The 16,972-nt window shown below is 56.9% G+C and carries 19 protein-coding genes; 13 read left to right on the top strand and 6 right to left on the bottom strand.

The window, feature by feature from the left end:
* Genes phnL through phnP form a run of 5 tightly spaced genes read left to right on the top strand, consistent with a single transcriptional unit; the run spans position 1 to position 3,580 of the window.
* On the top strand, positions 1-699 hold the full coding sequence (gene phnL, locus FHW74_RS07565; RefSeq protein ID WP_183169860.1) for a phosphonate C-P lyase system protein PhnL: 699 nt from the start codon (positions 1-3) through the stop codon (positions 697-699).
* Positions 686-1,822, top strand: coding sequence for an alpha-D-ribose 1-methylphosphonate 5-triphosphate diphosphatase (gene phnM, locus FHW74_RS07570; protein WP_183169861.1), 1,137 nt, complete (start codon positions 686-688; stop codon positions 1,820-1,822). Before phnL ends, phnM begins: the two co-directional genes overlap by 14 nt.
* Positions 1,822-2,391 (top strand): ribose 1,5-bisphosphokinase, encoded by a 570-nt coding sequence (gene phnN, locus FHW74_RS07575; RefSeq protein ID WP_183169862.1) that lies wholly within the window; start codon positions 1,822-1,824, stop codon positions 2,389-2,391. Before phnM ends, phnN begins: the two co-directional genes overlap by 1 nt.
* Positions 2,381-2,812: an aminoalkylphosphonate N-acetyltransferase gene (gene phnO, locus FHW74_RS07580; protein ID WP_183169863.1), complete on the top strand. Its 432-nt coding sequence runs from the start codon at positions 2,381-2,383 to the stop codon at positions 2,810-2,812. The genes phnN and phnO overlap by 11 nt, the downstream gene beginning before the upstream one ends.
* A 9-nt stretch (positions 2,813-2,821) precedes the next feature.
* Positions 2,822-3,580, top strand: a complete 759-nt coding sequence (phnP, locus tag FHW74_RS07585) for a phosphonate metabolism protein PhnP (RefSeq protein ID WP_183169864.1) — start codon at positions 2,822-2,824, stop codon at positions 3,578-3,580.
* Here phnP and yjdP read toward each other — a convergent pair.
* From yjdP to FHW74_RS07605, 4 genes are all read right to left on the bottom strand, one after another.
* Positions 3,577-3,900: a DDRRRQL repeat protein YjdP gene (gene yjdP / locus FHW74_RS07590; RefSeq protein ID WP_183169865.1), complete on the bottom strand. Its 324-nt coding sequence runs from the start codon at positions 3,898-3,900 to the stop codon at positions 3,577-3,579. The two genes, phnP and yjdP, sit on opposite strands and share 4 nt — an antisense overlap.
* Before the next feature lie 116 nt (positions 3,901-4,016).
* Positions 4,017-4,418 carry a type II TA system antitoxin MqsA family protein gene (locus FHW74_RS07595; protein ID WP_183169866.1) on the bottom strand — a complete coding sequence of 134 codons (402 nt, stop codon included), beginning with the start codon at positions 4,416-4,418 and terminating at the stop codon, positions 4,017-4,019.
* A gap of 2 nt (positions 4,419-4,420) precedes the next feature.
* Positions 4,421-4,720, bottom strand: a complete 300-nt coding sequence (locus FHW74_RS07600; RefSeq protein ID WP_183169867.1) for a type II toxin-antitoxin system MqsR family toxin — start codon at positions 4,718-4,720, stop codon at positions 4,421-4,423.
* Positions 4,721-4,797: 77 nt separating this feature from the next.
* Positions 4,798-7,365, bottom strand: a complete 2,568-nt coding sequence (locus tag FHW74_RS07605; RefSeq protein WP_183169868.1) for an ATP-binding protein — start codon at positions 7,363-7,365, stop codon at positions 4,798-4,800.
* Positions 7,366-7,547: 182 nt separating this feature from the next.
* Here FHW74_RS07605 and FHW74_RS07610 point away from each other — a divergent pair, with 182 nt between their 5' ends.
* The 8 genes from FHW74_RS07610 to FHW74_RS07645 all read left to right on the top strand — a co-directional run bounded on the left by FHW74_RS07610 (position 7,548) and on the right by FHW74_RS07645 (position 14,704).
* A complete protein-coding gene (locus tag FHW74_RS07610; RefSeq protein WP_183169869.1) occupies positions 7,548-9,071 on the top strand; it encodes a sugar ABC transporter ATP-binding protein in 1,524 nt (507 codons plus the stop codon).
* Between the two features lie 22 nt (positions 9,072-9,093).
* Positions 9,094-10,083, top strand: coding sequence for a ribose ABC transporter permease (locus FHW74_RS07615; protein WP_125294788.1), 990 nt, complete (start codon positions 9,094-9,096; stop codon positions 10,081-10,083).
* Between the two features lie 36 nt (positions 10,084-10,119).
* Positions 10,120-11,061, top strand: a complete 942-nt coding sequence (locus tag FHW74_RS07620) for an ABC transporter substrate-binding protein (protein ID WP_183169870.1) — start codon at positions 10,120-10,122, stop codon at positions 11,059-11,061.
* A gap of 65 nt (positions 11,062-11,126) precedes the next feature.
* A complete protein-coding gene (locus tag FHW74_RS07625) occupies positions 11,127-11,810 on the top strand; it encodes a D-lyxose/D-mannose family sugar isomerase (protein WP_183169871.1) in 684 nt (227 codons plus the stop codon).
* A gap of 15 nt (positions 11,811-11,825) precedes the next feature.
* Positions 11,826-12,686: a ketose 1,6-bisphosphate aldolase gene (locus FHW74_RS07630; protein ID WP_183169872.1), complete on the top strand. Its 861-nt coding sequence runs from the start codon at positions 11,826-11,828 to the stop codon at positions 12,684-12,686.
* Positions 12,687-12,695: 9 nt separating this feature from the next.
* Positions 12,696-13,703 carry a carbohydrate kinase family protein gene (locus tag FHW74_RS07635; protein WP_183169873.1) on the top strand — a complete coding sequence of 336 codons (1,008 nt, stop codon included), beginning with the start codon at positions 12,696-12,698 and terminating at the stop codon, positions 13,701-13,703.
* Between the two features lie 290 nt (positions 13,704-13,993).
* Positions 13,994-14,146, top strand: a complete 153-nt coding sequence (locus FHW74_RS07640; RefSeq protein ID WP_183169874.1) for a Hok/Gef family protein — start codon at positions 13,994-13,996, stop codon at positions 14,144-14,146.
* 405 nt (positions 14,147-14,551) lie between these two features.
* Positions 14,552-14,704, top strand: a complete 153-nt coding sequence (locus tag FHW74_RS07645; RefSeq protein ID WP_183169875.1) for a Hok/Gef family protein — start codon at positions 14,552-14,554, stop codon at positions 14,702-14,704.
* Positions 14,705-14,768: 64 nt separating this feature from the next.
* Here FHW74_RS07645 and FHW74_RS07650 read toward each other — a convergent pair whose 3' ends face one another.
* Positions 14,769-15,500, bottom strand: coding sequence for a response regulator transcription factor (locus tag FHW74_RS07650; protein ID WP_183169876.1), 732 nt, complete (start codon positions 15,498-15,500; stop codon positions 14,769-14,771).
* 170 nt (positions 15,501-15,670) lie between these two features.
* On the bottom strand, positions 15,671-16,774 hold the full coding sequence (locus FHW74_RS07655; protein ID WP_183169877.1) for a glycerol dehydrogenase: 1,104 nt from the start codon (positions 16,772-16,774) through the stop codon (positions 15,671-15,673).
* Positions 16,775-16,972 lie beyond the last annotated feature (198 nt).

Here is a 16,972-nt window from a genome sequence, read left to right on the forward strand (position 1 = left end):
ATGACGGTTTCATTACGGGTTGAACAAGTCAGTAAAACCTTCGTTCTTCATCATCAAAACGGCATTCGCCTGCCGGTGCTGGAAAGCGCATCCCTTGAAGTTAACGCCGGGGAATGCGTGGTGCTACACGGCCATTCCGGCAGCGGTAAATCCACCCTGCTGCGCTCGCTGTACGCCAACTATCTGCCGGACCAGGGGCATATCTGGGTGAAGCATGACGAGCAGTGGCTGGATATCGTCGCCGCCCCGGCGCGGGAGGTGATGGCGGTACGCCGCAAAACCATCGGCTGGGTGAGCCAGTTCCTGCGCGTGATCCCCCGCGTGTCGGCATTAACGGTAGTGATGCAGCCGCTGCTGGATTTGGGCGTCGATCGCGAGGTGTGCCGCGCCAAAGCCGCCAGCCTGCTGACCCGTCTCAACGTGCCGGAACGGCTGTGGCATCTCGCGCCCTCGACCTTTTCCGGCGGCGAACAGCAGCGCGTCAATATCGCCCGTGGGTTTATCGTCGATTACCCGATTCTGCTGCTTGACGAGCCCACCGCCTCGCTGGACGCCAACAACAGCGCCGCCGTGGTGGCGCTGATTGAAGAGGCCAAAGCGCGCGGCGCGGCCATTGTCGGTATTTTCCATGATGACGCCATTCGCCAGCGCGTGGCTGACCGTCTGCACCCGATGGGGAACACGCATGATCATCAATAACGTAAAACTGATCCTCGAAAACGAGGTGGTAGACGGCTCCATCGATATCAACGACGGGGTCATCACCCACTACGCCGACAGCCACAGCCGCCTGCCGGGCGCACTGGACGGCGAAGGCGGCTGGTTGCTGCCGGGTCTCATTGAACTGCATACCGACAATCTGGATAAATTCTTCACCCCACGCCCGAAAGTGGACTGGCCCGCCCACTCCGCCATGAGCAGCCACGATGCGCTGATGGTGGCGAGCGGCATCACCACGGTGCTGGACGCGGTGGCGCTGGGCGATGTGCGCGACGGCGGCGATCGGCTGGAGAATCTGGAAAAGATGATCAACGCGGTGGAGCACAGCCAGCGGCGCGGCGTGAACCGCGCCGAGCATCGCCTGCATCTGCGCTGCGAGTTACCGCATCACACTACGCTACCGCTGTTTGAACAGCTGATGCACCGGGAACCGGTGAGCCTGGTGTCGCTGATGGACCATTCGCCGGGGCAGCGCCAGTTCGCCAACCGGGAAAAGTATCGCGAGTATTATCAGGGCAAATACCAGCTCAATGACCACGACATGGCGCGTTACGAAGAGCAACAGCTGGCGCTGGCGGAACGCTGGTCGCAGCCGAACCGGGAGGCCATTGCCGCTCACTGCCGGGCGCGGAATATCGCGCTGGCGAGCCATGACGACGCCACGGCGGAGCACGTACTGGAATCCCACCAGCTCGGCAGCGTGATCGCCGAATTTCCTACTACATTCGATGCGGCGCAGGCGTCACGCCAGCACGGCATGAGCGTGCTGATGGGCGCGCCGAATATCGTGCGCGGCGGCTCGCATTCCGGCAACGTGGCGGCCCACTCGCTGGCCCAGGCCGGGCTGCTGGATATTCTCTCCTCCGACTATTATCCGGCGAGCCTGCTGGACGCGGCGTTTCGCGTGGCGCTGGACGAGAGCAATGCCTTTACCCTGCCCCAGGCGATTCATCTGGTGACGCGCAATCCGGCGCGGGCGTTGAATCTCAACGATCGTGGGGTGATTGGCGAGGGCAAACGCGCCGATCTGGTGCTGGCGCACTGGCACGGCGAACATGTGCATATCGGCAATGTCTGGCGTCAGGGAAAACAGGTGTTCTGATGGGGCGGCTTATCTGGTTAATGGGGGCGTCCGGGTCCGGGAAGGACAGTTTGTTAACTGCCCTGCGCGAGCGGGAGCGCCCAACGCTGCTGGTGGCGCATCGCTACATCACCCGCCCGTTTAACGCCGGAAACGAAAATCATATCGCGCTGAGCGAACACGAGTTTTTACAGCGGGAAGCTCAGGGGCTGTTTGCCCTGAGCTGGCAGGCCAACGGCCATCGCTACGGAATCGGTCAGGAGATCGATCTGTGGCTGGCCGCCGGATTTAACGTGGTGGTGAACGGGTCCCGCGCACACCTGGAACAGGCGCAAACCCGCTACCGGGCGCAACTGTTGGCGGTGTGCCTGCACGTTTCCCCTGACATCTTGCAAGCGCGTTTACAGACGCGGGGACGAGAATCCGCCGCGCAAATCGCCGCCCGGCTGGCGCGCGCGGCACAGTACGCCAGTATGCCGCCCGGTTGCCGGGTGCTGAATAATGACGGGAGTCTGCTACAGTCAGTCGAGACATTATTAACGCTGGTCGATGAGCACCAACAGCCACGGGAGCCGCATCATGCTTTGTGACATTCAGCGCGCCGATATCACCCACAGCGACGTCATCTATGCGCTGGTTTGTGAACTGAAACAGGCCACGTTTGACCGCGACGCGTTCGACGTTGGCCTCGCCGCCAATCTGCGTGACGCCAACTATCATCTGGCGCTGGCCTGGCTTGACGGCAAACCGGTCGGGCTCATCAGCCTGCATCTGCAATTCCATCTCCATCACGCCAACTGGATTGGCGAAATCCAGGAGCTGGTGGTGATGCCGGACGCGCGCAGCGCGGGCGTCGGCAAAGGCTTGTTAAACTGGGCCCAGACGGTGGCGCAGCAGCACGGCGCGGAAATGACCGAGCTCTCCACCAATGTAAAACGCATCGACGCCCACCGCTTTTATCGTCGGGAAGGCTACGAGCCGAGCCACGTCCGGTTCACTAAACCGCTGTAAGGAGCCGCGATGACCTTCACACTGACCCTCACCGGCACCGGCGGCGCGCAGCTGGTCCCGGCGTTTGGCTGTGGCTGCAACGCCTGTGAACGGGCGCGCAATGACGACGCTTTTCGCCGCCGTCCCTGTTGCGCGGTGATTAACTGCAACGATGCCATTACGCTGCTGGATGCGGGAATTCCCGACCTGATGGAGCGCTGGCCCGCCGGGAGTTTCCGCCAGTTTTTGCTGACCCATTACCATATGGACCATGTGCAGGGGCTTTTCCCGCTGCGCTGGGGGGTAGGCGACAAAATAGCGGTGTACGGCCCGCCGGACGAGCAAGGTTGCGACGATCTGTTTAAACATCCCGGCATACTGGATTTCAGCCATACCGTTGAGCCGTTCGTGGTGTTTAGCCTGCAAGGGTTGCAGGTCACGCCGTTGCCGCTCACCCATTCAAAGCTAACGTTCGGCTATCTGCTGGAAACCGCCCACAGCCGCGTGGCCTGGCTGTGCGACACCGCCGGGCTGCCGGAGAAAACGCTGAAGTTTTTGCAGGCTGGGCCGCCTGACGTGATGGTGATTGATTGCAGCCACGAGCCGCGCGATCACACGCCGGCTAATCACTGTGATTTAAACACGGTGGTGGCATTGAATGAGGTAATAAAAAGCCCGCGCGTGGTGTTGACCCATATCAGCCACCAGTTTGATGCCTGGATGATGGAAAACCCGCTGCCGGAGGGGATCGAAGCGGGTTATGACGGGCAGGAAATTACCCTCGCTTAGCGGTCGTATTCATCGTCCAGCCGTCGCTCTTCCTCTTCCAGCTGCTGGCGCTCACGGTCCAGTTGACGCTGACGTTCATCCAACTGGCGGTGGCGGTCCTCAAGCTGCCTGCGCCGGTCATTATACTGGCGGCGCTGGTCGTCGGAACGTTGCCAGTCGCGGTCATCGCGCTGGTCATCGCGTCGATCGTCATTCTGCGAATACGCGTCATCAATCGCGCGGGTAATAGACGTCACGGTATCGTCAATGACATCGGCGCGCGTTGGTTGAGCAGTCATCACTAACGCGCCGAGCGTCAGGAAAAGCGGCAAAGTTTTCATCAGGCAGCCCTCGAAAAGACAGAGTGTTACTTTGCAAAGGCTGCGGATGTGAGTGAAGAAGAGAATTCTCAAAGCGTCAGGGGTGACGCGCCTGTGTAATGATTTCGACGTGGCTCTTAAGCTCGCTTAAGCTCTTCCAGGAGTTCGGGATGCCTGTCCAGGGCCTTAAATAATAAAACAAGTGGACGCGGAGGCGCTACGCGGCCAGTTTCATAACGGCTAAAGGCGTTAGCGCCACCGCCAAAAATTTCTGCAGCCTGGCGCTGGTCTAGTTTAAGGCGCTTACGCACCTTAGCGATAAAGGCAGGATCGACCTCTTCAGCATTTACCCGTCGGTTAAATTCCAGCATGGCCGCAAAATAGTCATCGCCTTCGCCATCTCCAAAAATCACTTCCCCGCACCGATCGCAAAATTGCCCTTTAACGGCCTTAAAGACCGTTTTCCGACCTTTGTATTCATAATGCATATCGCGTGCTTCATGTATCAGTTCTGCGCCACCACAAACAGGACATTTCATATTTATAACTCCTTAAATGACACGATCAGTACGCCGTCAGTCACAATGAATTTCATATAAATCTGTTGGCCCTTGTAGAAGGGTCGATACACTTCATGCCAGCACGTAGAATCATGATAAGCAGTCATGCTTTTATAAAAGTCAGCGGGTTCCAGCGCCAGAATGACATTAAATATTTCCTGCTTAGAACTAAATCCCATTTGCGCTGCGCCAATCAAGGCTGTATTTGTCACTGCCGCCAGGCCAGCCCGAACCATCGTTTTGACAATATGTAATCGAGTATGCGGCGTTTTCTTTTCCATAAGGATTAACCTAAATGCAAAATTATGCAAGTAGGTTAATTGGGCTTTATCAATGCGTAAAGTCAGGCCGGATAATCTCAGATTTGCGCCCGCCGCAGCGCCTGCGCCAGTTGAACCTGAGTAAAAGGCTTACGCAGCAATTCCACGTCCGGCTGCGCTGCCGGGTCCTGCGCGGTGCGTAAGTCCTGGCCGCTGATCAGCAACCGGGCAATATGCGGATGATTGAGAGCCGCATAGTTCAACACTTCCGCGCCGCTGACACCGCCGGGCAGCATCAGGTCGCTAATCAGGATGCCGATCTCCTCGACGCTATCCAGCAGAGTGATGGCCTCTTCCACGGTCTGGGCTTCCAGGGTGATATAGCCAAGCTGATGCAGCTGTTCGCATAGCGTCTGGCGCACATCGGCCTCGTCTTCCAGCAACAGTACCAGTTCATCCTGTGATGCAACATCGGGGGTATCGACCGGCAACGCCAGTTCGCTGGCCGCCTGCGGCGCGCGCGGCAGTTGCAGGCGCACCGTGGTGCCCTGGGCGGGGGCAGTGTCGATTTGTACGCGCCCGCCGGACTGACGCACAAATCCATACACCATCGACAGGCCGAGACCGCTGCCTTCACCGGTCTGTTTGGTGGTAAAGAACGGCTCGAACACGTGGGCTTTGACCTCATCCGACATTCCGCAGCCGCTGTCGATCACTTCCAGGGTCACCATATCGTGCCGCCGCCCGTCGCCACGGGTCACGCGCTGGTTCCAGCTACGCAGTTTTATCACTCCGCTACGCCCTTCCATGGCGTCACGGGCGTTCATCACCAGGTTAATGATGGCGTTTTCCAGCTGATTGACGTCAATCCACGCGGGCCAGGCGGGCTGTTGCGCTTCCAGCTCCAGCGTCAGGGTCGCGGGCAGTGAATGACGCATCAGTTCCACCAGGTTTTCCAGCAGCGCCTTAAGCTGTACAGCACGCGGATTCAGGGACTGCTTACGCGAAAACGCCAGCAGGCGCTGGGTAAGTTGCGCCCCGCGCTCGGCGGCCTTCAGCGCGCGGGCAATGCGCGGCGCATCCGGCGTACCGGGCGCGGTCAGTTCCAGGCTGCCGATAATCACCGCCAGCAGGTTATTGAAATCATGGGCTAAGCCGCCGGTCAGTTGGCCGACGGCGTTCATTTTCTGGCCGTGTACCAGCGCCTCTTCCAGCCCTTTTCGCTCGGTGCGATCCAAAACCACGTTCACCATGCCACGCCCCGGCACCGGGCTAAAGCGCAGCTCAATGGTGCGGTTGTCCGTCAGCCGCAGCTCCTGTGGATGGGGCAGCGGCAGCGCGAGGTTTTCCTGAATATGGGCATCCTGCGGCGCGACCTGGCGCAACAGCTGGAGGTAGTGCTGGCCGCGCTGCACCCCATTCGCTTCCAGCCCGAGCAGTAAAGGATATTGCGGGTTCCACACCACCAGCTCGCCGTGGCTGTCGAACAGCGCAAAGCCGTCGCGCATGGCGTGAAAAGTGGTTTCCAGTTGGGTGCTTTTTTCTTTCAGTAGCCGGGAGGTGTGTTCCAGCGAAGCGGTATTGCGGGCAAACACGTTAAACGCACGGGCCAGTTCGCCAAGCTCGTCGCGCCGCTGCTGCGCCGGGACGGTGACATCCCGCTCGCCGCGCGCCAGCCGCGCCATCGCTGTGGAGATCGCCGTCAGGTTCGAGCCGAGATTGCGGTAGATATACCACCCGGCAAACCCGGTAATAATCAGCGCCAGCGCGGCAAACACCGCGATAAACAGGATCATCGAGCGCAGCTCTTTATGGCTGGCGGCGGTACGCAGCGCCGACTCCTGCGCCACGCGTTTCACATACTGATTGATATCGGTGTTAAGAAACGCCACCAGCGCCTTGATATGGTACATCGACCAGTTAATGGCGAGATCGCTCTCTTCCAGCGCGGCGGAGAGCGGATCGAGCTGGCCCAACTGCCGGGTAAAGTCCTGATAGATACCGTTAATCAACGGATCGTTGAGCTGCCCGGGTAGCTGTTGCATCACCGCGTCGATTTGCTCCACCGTCGGGCGCGGTGACGGGGTCTGGATTGCCGCGTCGATCAGGCGATCCATTTCAATAAGCAGACCGGGCGCAGGCCTGTCTTGCCCGGTGCGCTGGTTAAGCGTTTGAATATGATGGAGATAGCTTTGGTTTTGATACAGGGCGCTCAATAACGCGTTGCGCTCAAGATGGCGGCGATGGCCGCGCTCCAGCATTTGGGTCACGCTTTGCTGCAACTGGATGCTGCGGGAAATGATATTGCTGACCAGCTCCGGCTCCAGGGTCGCCAGCGGCGCCATTGACAGCAAATGCAACGAGCGTTGTAGCTCAAGCTGCGTTTGCTTTAATCGCTCCGCTTCACTTTGATATTCCAGCGCGCCGACCACCTGACTTAGCCGCACCGCCGCCGTGGCGACGTTGGCGGTATCACGCGCCAGCGCCATGCTGCCGGTCATATCACTGAGCGTCTGCTTCTGTACCTGCTCCTGCAACAGGCTGGCGTGCCGAAATCCGACAATCGCCACCACGCTCACCATCAGGGTGACGGCCACCACCAGCAGATTAAAAAACAGTAACCGCCCGCGTGCGCTGGTCAGAAATCGGCTGGCTGACTGTGTCATAACCCACTCCACTGGTGAAAACAGAACAGTAGCGCCTCGCAGTGTTGCCCGGCATGGTTGCGTTGCGGGAATGTGATCAATGTTAACTATTCAGCAATATGACAAATATGAATGGGATTTGACATCATGTATTTATCTGGCAGTGGTCAATTGAAGGCACCTGACCCCAAATGGAGTGCGCCATGAACGCAACGCCGGTACTGGAGATGCGCGATATCGCCAAAGCGTTTGGCAAGTTTTACGCGCTTAAAGGCGTCAGCCTGACGGTCTATCCCGGCGAGATCCACGCGCTGATGGGCGAAAACGGCGCCGGGAAAAGCACCCTGATGAAAATCCTCGCCGGGGCCTACACTGCCACCAGCGGCGAGATCCTGATTGACGGGCAGCCTTACAGCATCAGAAGCCCGAAAGACGCCTTGCAGGCGGGCATCACACTGATCTATCAGGAGATGCAGCTCGCCCCTAATTTAACCGTCGCCGAGAATATTTTCCTTGGCAGCGAAATTTCCAGCGGCGGGTTGGTTAACCGCAAAGAGATGGTCACACAGGCTCAGAAGGTCATTGACCGGCTGGGCGCACAGTTCCGCGCCACTGACCGGGTGATGCGCCTGACCATCGCCGAGCAGCAGCAGGTAGAAATTGCCCGTGCGCTGCATCGTAATAGCCGCATTCTGGTGATGGATGAGCCCACCGCCGCCCTCTCTTCCCGCGAAACCCACCGCCTGTTCGAGCTGATTATGCGGCTGCGCAATGAAGGCATGGCGATTATCTATATCAGCCACCGCATGGCCGAAGTGTACGAGCTGTCCGACCGGGTCAGCGTGCTGCGTGACGGCCAGTACGTCGGCAGCCTGGAGCGCGACCAACTGAATGCCCAGGAACTGGTGCGCATGATGGTGGGCCGCCCGCTGAGCGATCTGTTTAATAAAGAGCGCGATATCCCGCGCGGCGAGGTGCGGTTGGCGGTGCATCACCTGACCGACGGCGAAAAAATTAAGCCGGTCAGTTTGCAGGTGCGCGCTGGCGAAGTCGTCGCGCTGGCGGGCCTGGTGGGCGCGGGCCGTTCCGAACTGGCGCAACTGATTTTCGGGGTGCGCAAAGCCACCGGCGGCAGCATTGAAATCGACGGTAACCCGGTGGTGATCCACTCCCCGCGCGATGCCATCGACCGCGGCATCGGCTTTTTAACCGAAAACCGTAAAGAGCAAGGGCTGTTTCTGGAAATGGCCGCTCAGGAAAATATCACCATGGCGACGCTGGAGCGCGACGCCAGTTATGGGCTACTGAACCGCAAAAAAGCGCAGTCGATATCCGATGACGCTATCTCCACGCTCAATATCCGCGTGCCCCACGCTCAGGTGCGGGCGGGCGGATTGTCCGGCGGCAACCAGCAAAAACTGTTGATTTCCCGCTGGGTCGCCATCGGCCCGCGCATTCTGATCCTCGATGAACCGACGCGCGGCGTGGACGTCGGCGCAAAAAGCGAGATTTACCGCATTATGAACCAGATGGCGCGCCAGGGCGTGGCGATCCTGATGATTTCCAGCGAGTTGCCGGAAGTCGTCGGCATGAGCGATCGGGTGTATGTGATGCGCGAAGGCAGTATCGCCGGGGAGCTGAACGGGCCCGACATCACTCAGGAAAATATCATGACGCTGGCTACCGGCGTGGACGATTCGCATCATAAGGCGGTGCGCAATGACTAACTCTTCCCAAAAGGGGCCAACCATGACGCCATCCACTTCACCCGCCCCGAAATCCGCCTCCGTGAAAAAGATGCTGATGGGCGACATTATGCAAACGGTGGGGATTTTACCGATTCTGATCCTGATCGTGGCGGTATTTGGCTTTATCGCGCCTAACTTTTTCACCGAAAGTAACCTGCTGAATATTACCCGCCAGGCGTCAATCAATATCGTGCTGGCGGCGGGGATGACCTTCATTATTTTAACTGGCGGGATTGACCTGTCGGTGGGGTCAATTCTCGGCACCACGGCGGTGGCGGCGATGGTGGTATCGCTCTCGCCGGAGCTGGCGATGTTGTCGATGCCTGCGGCGCTGATGCTAGGGCTGGCGCTCGGTTTGTTTAACGGCGCGCTGGTGGCGTTTGCCGGGCTACCGCCGTTTATCGTCACATTGGGAACCTATACGGCGCTACGCGGCGCGGCCTATCTGCTGGCGGACGGCACCACGGTGATCAACTCGAATATCAATTTTGAATGGATCGGCAACGCCTACCTTGGCCCAATCCCCTGGCTGGTGGTGATTGCGCTGCTGGTGGTCGCGATTTGCTGGTTCATTCTGCGCCGCACCACGCTCGGGGTTCATATCTACGCGGTAGGCGGCAATATGCAGGCGGCGCGGCTGACCGGTATCAAAGTGTGGCTGGTGCTGCTGTTTGTATACGGGATGAGCGGACTGCTGTCCGGGCTTGGCGGGCTGATGAGCGCGTCGCGGCTGTACAGCGCCAACGGCAACCTGGGAATGGGCTATGAACTGGACGCGATTGCGGCGGTTATTCTCGGCGGCACCAGTTTTGTTGGGGGTATCGGCACCATCACCGGTACCCTGGTGGGGGCGTTAATCATCGCGACTCTCAATAACGGTATGACCCTGATGGGCGTTTCATATTTCTGGCAACTGGTGATCAAAGGGGCGGTGATCATCATTGCAGTGCTGATAGACAAGTACCGTACCCGTCACCATCAAAGTGCATAACAACAATACCCTACTCCCTATATGAGGAAGAAAAATATGCGTTTGAAACCTCTTGTCACCGCGCTTTGCGTAGGTGCCATGCTGGCCGCCGGCGGTGCCGCCCATGCCAAAGAGTTAAAATCCATTGGTGTGACCGTGGGCGATCTCGCTAACCCGTTCTTCGTGCAGATCACCAAGGGGGCGGAGCTGGAAGCGCGTAAGCTGGCAGGCGATGGCGTGAAAGTGACGCTGGTATCCAGCGGCTACGATCTGGGCCAGCAGGTGGCGCAGATCGATAACTTTATCGCCGCCAAAGTGGACATGATCATCCTTAACGCCGCGGATTCAAAAGGCATCGGCCCGGCGGTGAAACGCGCCAAAGACGCCGGGATTGTGGTGGTTGCGGTTGACGTGGCGGCTGACGGCGCTGACGCCACCATCACCTCAAACAACACCCAGGCCGGGGAGATCGCCTGTAAGTACATTACCGATCGCCTGAAAGGCAAAGGTAATGTGGTGATCATCAACGGGCCGCCGGTGTCCGCTGTACAAAACCGCGTGGAAGGCTGCCAGACCGAGTTCAAACGCCATCCGGACATCAAAGTGCTTTCCTGGAACCAGAACGCCAAAGGCAGTCGCGAAGGCGGGCTGGAAGTGATGACCTCGCTGCTGGCGGCGAACCCGAAGATCGATGGCGTCTTCGCCATCAACGATCCGACGGCGATCGGCGCGGATCTGGCGGCGAAGCAGTCGCAGCGTAACGAGTTCTTTATCGTCGGCGTGGACGGATCGCCGGACGCGGAAGAAGCCCTGAAGCGCGATAACTCGCTGTTCGTGGCAACCCCCGCCCAGGATCCGCAGGTGATGGCGGCCAAAGCGGTGGAAATTGGCTATGACATCCTGCAAGGCAAACCCGCGCCAAAAGAACCGGTACTGATCCCGGTGACGCTGATCGATAAGAACAACATCAACACCTACAAAGGCTGGACGGTGAAATAACCTTCAGGCGAGGGTGAGAGGTTGGTCTGCCCCTCACCCTCTTCTCAGGCAGAGAGGGAGAGGCAATGAAACGTTCTGAAATCAATGAAATCCTCGGCCATACGCGCCAGTTTTTTTCCCGTCATGACGTGCATCTGCCGCCTTTTGCCAGCTTCGCGCCCACCAAATGGCGTGAACTGGATGAAGCCAGCTGGGCGGAGGTCTTCGAATTAAAACTCGGCTGGGATGTGACCGCTTTTGGCGGCAACAATTTTAACGCCCAGGGGCTAACGCTGTTTACCCTACGCAATGGCTCGGCGGATGGCGTCACCTGGCCGAAAAGCTATGCCGAAAAAATCATGCACGTCCGGGATGGTCAGGTGACGCCGATGCATTTTCACTGGCGCAAACGGGAAGACATTATTAACCGGGGCGGCGGCAATTTAATTATCGAAATCTGGAATGCCGACCAGTACGAACAACCCGAACAAAGCGATGTCACGGTGGTCATCGATGGTTGCCGACAGACGCACAGCGCCGGCAGCCAATTGCGCCTCGCACCAGGGGAAAGCATTTGCCTGACACCCGGCATGTATCACAGCTTCTGGGCTGAAGCCGGGTTTGGCGATGTGCTGGCGGGTGAGGTCTCAACGGTAAACGACGACGACCGTGACAATCGCTTTCTTAAGCCCCTTGAGCGGTTCAATGCCATAGACGAAGACGAGCCCGCTCACCTGGTTTTATGTAACGAATACCGCATGTTCCGATAATTTCAGGAGGCCAACATGGCATTGATTTCACTCGCAGACGGACTGGCGCATGCGCGTCAACACGGTTATGCGCTCGGTGCGTTTAACGTGCTGGATAGTCATTTCCTGCGCGCGCTTTTCGCGGCGGCAAAACAGGAGCGTTCACCGTTTATCATTAATATTGCGGAAGTGCATTTTAAATACGTGTCGCTGGATTCGCTGGTGGAAGCGGTGAAATTCGAGGCGGCGCGCCACGATATCCCGGTGGTGCTCAATCTCGATCACGGCCTGCATTTTGAATCGGTGGTCCGGGCGCTGCGCCTCGGGTTTAGCTCAGTGATGTTTGATGGCTCAACCCTGAGTTATGAAGAGAACGTCCGCCAGACCCGGGAAGTGGTGAAGATGTGCCATGCGGTAGGCGTATCGGTGGAAGCGGAACTGGGCGCGGTAGGCGGCGATGAAGGCGGCGCGCTGTATGGCGAAGCGGACAGCGCGAAGTTCACCGATCCCTCCATCGCCCGTGAATTTGTCGACAGCACCGGCATTGATGCTCTGGCTGTCGCCATCGGCAACGCCCACGGCAAATATAAAGGCGAACCGAAGCTTGATTTCGACCGGCTCAGCGCCATCAGCCAGCAAACGGGCATTCCGCTGGTGCTGCACGGTGGCTCGGGGATTAGCGATGCCGACTTCCGGCGCGCTATCTCGCTGGGCATCCATAAAATCAACTTTTATACCGGTATGTCGCAGGCGGCACTGGGCGCGGTGGAACGACGCATGGCGGACCGTAAACCGATGTATGACGAATTCGCCGAGTTGCTGCTCGGGATTGAAGAAGCCATTACCGACGTGGTGGCAGAGCAGATGCGCACCTTTGGCAGCGCGGGGCATGCGTAAGGAGGCGACATGAGCGAACGTAAAGGCGTTATCGCCGCGGGCAATATGCTGGTGGATCATGTTCATCAGATTGTGAAGTGGCCTGAACCTGGCTGGTTAACAGAGATCACCCGTAGCGAGCGCTCCACTGGCGGCGCGCCGCTAAACGTTTTGCTCACGCTCGCGAAAATGCACACCGGCCTGCCGCTTCAGGCGGTGGGCCTGATCGGCGAAGATCATGATGGCGATTACATTATGGCGATGCTGGAGCAATACCATGTCAATCGCCAGCACGTGCAGCGCACCTCTTTCGCGCCAACATCAATGACTCAGGTGATGACCGATCCCAGCGGCCAGCGCACCTTTTTCCACTCCCCCGGGGCGAACCGGCTGCTGGATTTACCCGCGTTCGATCGCCTCGACAGCAGCATGCAGATTTTCCATCTCGGTTATTTATTGCTACTCGATAGCCTGGATTTACCCGACGCCGAATACGGCACGCGCAGTGCCCGGCTGTTGGCGCAAATGCAGCAGCTCGGCTATCAAACCTCTCTCGATTTGGTATCGCGTCAGGGCGATCCGCGCTATCAACCGCTGGTGATGCCAGCCCTGCCCTGGCTGGATTATCTGGTGATTAACGAACTGGAGGCGGGCGAGTTTAGCGGGCAGCCGATGCGTAGGGACGATCAAACGCCGGATATCGACGCTATTGGCGCTGTCGCCAGGCAACTGCTGGAGGCAGGGGTGCGCCGGCGTGTGGTGATCCATTGTCCGGAAGGCGCGTTTGGCATTGAGCCTGATGGTGATGGTCTGTGGGTGCCTTCCATGACGTTGAGCCAGGAGGAGATTGTCGGCAGCGTCGGCGCAGGTGATGCTTTCTGCGCGGGCCTGTTATACGGCAGCCATGAAAACTGGTCGCTGTCTGACAGCATTTTGTTGGCGCACGCCTGCGCCCGGGCAAGCTTGCAGTGCGCCAATGCGATAGATGGTGCGAAAACTCTCGCAGAACTCAAGTTTGATATTCAGGAAAAGCGTTAATGGAGCAGTTAATAAAATACGGCGTCAATAAATAACTTTAATTTTGCGAACTATATTCCAACCCAATGAAAAGAGATCCCAAAATTACATTTTAATTTATCTGGTATTTTATTGTCGGGTCATTAATATATCCGCCGGGTGCTTAAGGCTTTCTGTCTTAAGTACATCACTGGACGAGGGACAGAAAGAGAAAAGCCCCGGGCAATATTCCTATTAACCCGAGGCTATCTCTCAACCCTACACAAGTTGAGAATAGCCGCTTACTCGCCGCAAGGCAAGGAGTAAATGGCATGAAGCCACTACGTTATCTGTTGGCATGCTTATTAGTTGTTTGCTTAACAGTGCTGGTTTTTTCCTTATTTAATCGCGGATTACTCTGTGAGTTAAAAATAAGAAACGGAAATCAGGAGGTGGCGGCAAGATTAGCCTGCTCTGACCGGTAATGCTATCGGGGCGGAGTTCGCTCCGCCCTTCTTGTCAGGTAATGAGTCCTTAACGCACCCGATCTTATTTGCTTTCCTCCTGCCAGCCCTCATTACATTCATCACAGGTGTTAACGAAACGTCTAATAAAAACCACAACAAATAGATTACGTGTCTTTTGCGATGTGCCTGCAAAATCCATGCAACAACACTCCAGAAATTACATTTTAATTTATCTGGCATTTTATTAGCGGGTCATTAATATATCCGCCGGGTGCTTAAGGCTTTCTGTCTTAAGTACATCACTGGACGAGGGACAGAAAGAGAAAAGCCCCGGGCAATATTCCTATTAACCCGAGGCTATCTCTCAACCCTAGACAAGTTGAGAATAGCCGCTTACTCGCCGCAAGGCAAGGAGTAAATGGCATGAAGCCACTACGCTATCTGTTGGCATGCTTATTAGTTGTTTGCCTAACAGTGCTGGTTTTTTCCTTATTTAATCACGGGCTACTCTGTGAGTTAAAAATAAGAAACGGAAATCAGGAGGTGGCGGCAAGATTAGCCTGCTCTGACCGGTAATGCTATTAGGGCGGAGTTCGCTCCGCCCTTCTTGTCAGGTAATGAGTCCTTAACGCACCCGTTTTTACGCCGCCTTTTCTGCCGCAATCACATCCGCAGAAAATACATAACCTACGCCCCGAATAGTACGTATTAACACAGGTTGATGGGGATTGATCTCTATTTTTCTACGCAGGCGCATTACCAGCACATCAATGGTGCGATCAAATACCTCGATGGTCTCACTGTGGGTTAACTCCAGCAATTGCTCTCGACTTAATACCCGCCGGGCATTTTGTACCAGCGCCAACAGTAAGCCATATTCCCCCTGAGTGAGATCCACCGGCTGTTGATGAGCATCAACCAGCACGCAGCGTCCGGGATCGAGCGTCCAGCCGTTAAAAATCAGCCCGCTGCCCTGCACGACTGGAGTCTCGGCGTTCAGTACGCCGCTACGTCGCAACACGGCTTTTACACGAGCGATAACAACACGCGGGTTAAAGGGTTTTGCGATGTAATCATCCGCTCCCATTTCCAGGCCGACCACCACATCCGATTCGCTGCCCAATCCGGTTAACATAATCACCGGCAGCGATGGATGCTGGCGCTGAATTTGTTGCAGCACCATCAGGCCGTTGATATCCGGCAGCATCATATCCAGCAGCACCAGCGCAATTTCCGGATGGGATGCCAGCGTCGCCAGCGCGTTATTTCCGGTATAGCAGGCATGGACCTCAAACACATGCTCGCTAAAAGCATCCCGTAAGACATCACAAATGGCGGGGTCATCATCCACCACCATAATGGCAGGTTTCATCATCATTCTCCGCAGGGATGAATAGCTAAGGTTGAGTGTGGGCGATTGTACGGATCGATGCCTGAAAAAGCCTTGAGGGGATGTTGAAAATCTAATCGATATCACAGCGATGAGTAATAAACGGGCGTGATGAATAATCAGCACGCCCGGCAAATAAGGAGACAAAAAGATTATCGACGCTGTGCTTTACGCGCCAGCCCTACTGCGTCAGCAGCGCGTAGCGCTGCCATCACCGTTTCCGGCGTCACTTCATAGGGTTCATTATGCATGGTTTCGCCAGCCTGGCAGGCTGCCTGAGCAACAGCCATGAGATCGGCATCGCTCACCTGGCTCAACCCGATATCTGCCAGGGTGACCGGCAGGCCGACATCCTCGCAGAAGGTATACACCTCATCGATAAGTTCAGGGGAGCGGTCTGTCAACATCAACATCGCCAGAGTACCGAATGCTACTTTTTCTCCGTGCCAGTAAGCATGCGTTTGCGGCAATACCGTCAGGCCATTATGGATCGCATGTGCCGCCGCCAGGCCGCCGCTTTCAAAGCCCAGCCCGGATAATAATGTGTTGGCTTCGATTACGTGTTCCAGCGCCGGGGTGACCTGATGTTGCTCGCAGGCAAACTTCGCCAGACGGCCATAACGCATCAGCGTGTTGTAGCAAAAACGCGCCAGTTCGAAGGCGGTCATCGGGCCGGGCCGCGAGGTCATGTTACCCGCCCCTTTAATACGGCAATCTTCTGCTTCAAACCACGTCGCCAACGCATCGCCCATACCCGAGACTAAAAAACGCACCGGCGCAGAGGCGATAATGCCGCTGTCCACCAGCACTAAATTAGGGTTGCGCGGGATCATTAAGTAGCGTTTGAATTGCCCTTCGGCGGTATAAATCACCACCAGCGAGCTACAGGGCGCATCCGTTGAGGCGAGCGTCGGCACAATCGCGATGGGCAAACGCAGGCTGGCGCCCGTGGCTTTTGCGGTATCGAGCGTTTTACCGCCCCCCATACCCACAATCACATCGGCACCTATGGCCATCGCTTTATCAGAAATACGCGCGATCTCTTCATCGCTGCATTCACTGTTAAACACCTCAATCTGATAATCAATAACGCCGTGCAGCGCCGTTTCAACCGCATCGCAATAGCGTTCGTGAACCAGCGGATCTTGCAGGATCAGTGCTTTATTGCCCAGCGACGCCAGTTCCTGAGGCAGATGTGACGTTAACGCGCCTTTCCCCTGAACGTAGCGTGACGGAAATAGTGCAGTCGTAATCATGATGGTTCCTCACTTAGCATTAAGTTCAATATACAGAACAATTATTCCTTATAAAGAATTTAAATCAGTCCATACTCTGACCTCAATGCGTAAATCTGCCGATTTCCCAACCTGTGAAGCGGCACACAAATTTAGGTTAATGATGTAAATCAGCCTGAGCTGGTGTGAGCTTGCCTCCTTCAGGCAACGTTTACATTC

The sequence above is a fragment of the Atlantibacter sp. RC6 genome (genome assembly GCF_014193285.1).
Taxonomy (GTDB): Bacteria; Pseudomonadota; Gammaproteobacteria; order Enterobacterales; family Enterobacteriaceae; genus Atlantibacter.

Excerpts from the sequence above, each read along its gene's own strand:
- phnL (WP_183169860.1), top strand. The coding sequence starts at position 1 with ATGACGGTTTCATTACGGGTTGAACAAGTCAGTAAAACCTTCGTTCTT.
- phnM (WP_183169861.1), top strand. The coding sequence starts at position 686 with ATGATCATCAATAACGTAAAACTGATCCTCGAAAACGAGGTGGTAGAC.
- phnN (WP_183169862.1), top strand. The coding sequence starts at position 1,822 with ATGGGGCGGCTTATCTGGTTAATGGGGGCGTCCGGGTCCGGGAAGGAC.
- phnO (WP_183169863.1), top strand. The coding sequence starts at position 2,381 with ATGCTTTGTGACATTCAGCGCGCCGATATCACCCACAGCGACGTCATC.
- phnP (WP_183169864.1), top strand. The coding sequence starts at position 2,822 with ATGACCTTCACACTGACCCTCACCGGCACCGGCGGCGCGCAGCTGGTC.
- yjdP (WP_183169865.1), bottom strand. The coding sequence starts at position 3,900 with ATGAAAACTTTGCCGCTTTTCCTGACGCTCGGCGCGTTAGTGATGACT.
- FHW74_RS07595 (WP_183169866.1), bottom strand. The coding sequence starts at position 4,418 with ATGAAATGTCCTGTTTGTGGTGGCGCAGAACTGATACATGAAGCACGC.
- FHW74_RS07600 (WP_183169867.1), bottom strand. The coding sequence starts at position 4,720 with ATGGAAAAGAAAACGCCGCATACTCGATTACATATTGTCAAAACGATG.
- FHW74_RS07605 (WP_183169868.1), bottom strand. The coding sequence starts at position 7,365 with ATGACACAGTCAGCCAGCCGATTTCTGACCAGCGCACGCGGGCGGTTA.
- FHW74_RS07610 (WP_183169869.1), top strand. The coding sequence starts at position 7,548 with ATGAACGCAACGCCGGTACTGGAGATGCGCGATATCGCCAAAGCGTTT.
- FHW74_RS07615 (WP_125294788.1), top strand. The coding sequence starts at position 9,094 with ATGACGCCATCCACTTCACCCGCCCCGAAATCCGCCTCCGTGAAAAAG.
- FHW74_RS07620 (WP_183169870.1), top strand. The coding sequence starts at position 10,120 with ATGCGTTTGAAACCTCTTGTCACCGCGCTTTGCGTAGGTGCCATGCTG.
- FHW74_RS07625 (WP_183169871.1), top strand. The coding sequence starts at position 11,127 with ATGAAACGTTCTGAAATCAATGAAATCCTCGGCCATACGCGCCAGTTT.
- FHW74_RS07630 (WP_183169872.1), top strand. The coding sequence starts at position 11,826 with ATGGCATTGATTTCACTCGCAGACGGACTGGCGCATGCGCGTCAACAC.
- FHW74_RS07635 (WP_183169873.1), top strand. The coding sequence starts at position 12,696 with ATGAGCGAACGTAAAGGCGTTATCGCCGCGGGCAATATGCTGGTGGAT.
- FHW74_RS07640 (WP_183169874.1), top strand. The coding sequence starts at position 13,994 with ATGAAGCCACTACGTTATCTGTTGGCATGCTTATTAGTTGTTTGCTTA.
- FHW74_RS07645 (WP_183169875.1), top strand. The coding sequence starts at position 14,552 with ATGAAGCCACTACGCTATCTGTTGGCATGCTTATTAGTTGTTTGCCTA.
- FHW74_RS07650 (WP_183169876.1), bottom strand. The coding sequence starts at position 15,500 with ATGAAACCTGCCATTATGGTGGTGGATGATGACCCCGCCATTTGTGAT.
- FHW74_RS07655 (WP_183169877.1), bottom strand. The coding sequence starts at position 16,774 with ATGATTACGACTGCACTATTTCCGTCACGCTACGTTCAGGGGAAAGGC.